Genomic DNA, 771 nt, shown 5'->3' with positions numbered 1-771 from the left:
CGCCGGTTTCATTCAGGCCATGGTCAAAATAAAGGTAACAAATGGCTGACTTTTGCTCGCACTGTTCAATCTTGATGTGGGGTGAGGATACTGGCGATTTCCGTGGTATCGGGCCCGTGGCTGATGACGACGGCCGGCCGTGGTACTATACGGTTCTGTGTGAGACATGCGGTCCTATTCAGGTTGACGGAAACGGGGCACGTGTCACTCCGCTCGAAGAGCAGGACGATCAAAACCGGCACATCGCGCCGGGCCAGTTTTTCGATTATCTGCCGCCCGATCATCCGGTGGTAGTTGCACAAGGGCCCGTGATAAAGGCCGAAGACAGTGCATGGGCCGCGTACAAAAAGGCACGTGTGCGATTCCCGAACAAATCTCTGTAAGGAGTGTATATGGCACGAATCCAGCACGATAGCCAGTGGACCAATCTGTACTACGGCTCCGATCCGGAGCACAGAGGCAAGTGTAGGCACACGATCCGTATCGTTCCGCGACACGTAGACTGTGAGGCTGAGGGCTTTCCCCATGGACTTCCGACCAACGTGTTTTTCGATACGGAAGAACAGGCCGTGGCGTTTGCTCGGCGTATCGACTCGTTTTTGGACGCGTCGCTGAAGGGTGCGCTGGAGTACATGGTGGATCGACGTGCCGAACTCTTCGACCGAGAGGCAAAGGAGCTGCTCAATGATTAATCATTTGTCAAATCAAGAGCTGTTTGTATCAACCCTCGTCGTGTTCGCGGTGATTGCTGTCGTGGCCGCACTCGTCATG

Annotated in this window: 1 protein-coding gene; it reads left to right on the top strand. The window is 54.7% G+C overall.

Translation table 11 applies throughout. From position 1 onward, the window contains the following. Positions 1-392 precede the first annotated feature (392 nt). Positions 393-692, top strand: coding sequence for a hypothetical protein (locus tag AC1RPG_RS07840; RefSeq protein WP_481762446.1), 300 nt, complete (start codon positions 393-395; stop codon positions 690-692). The last annotated feature ends 79 nt before the right edge of the window (positions 693-771 follow it).

This window comes from Dellaglioa sp. CoH-57-MRSF-18 (genome assembly GCF_056781995.1).
Note: the sequence above shows the minus strand (reverse complement) of the source record. Positions and strands in the feature narration are given on the sequence as shown.

Excerpts from the sequence above, each read along its gene's own strand:
- AC1RPG_RS07840 (WP_481762446.1), top strand. The coding sequence starts at position 393 with ATGGCACGAATCCAGCACGATAGCCAGTGGACCAATCTGTACTACGGC.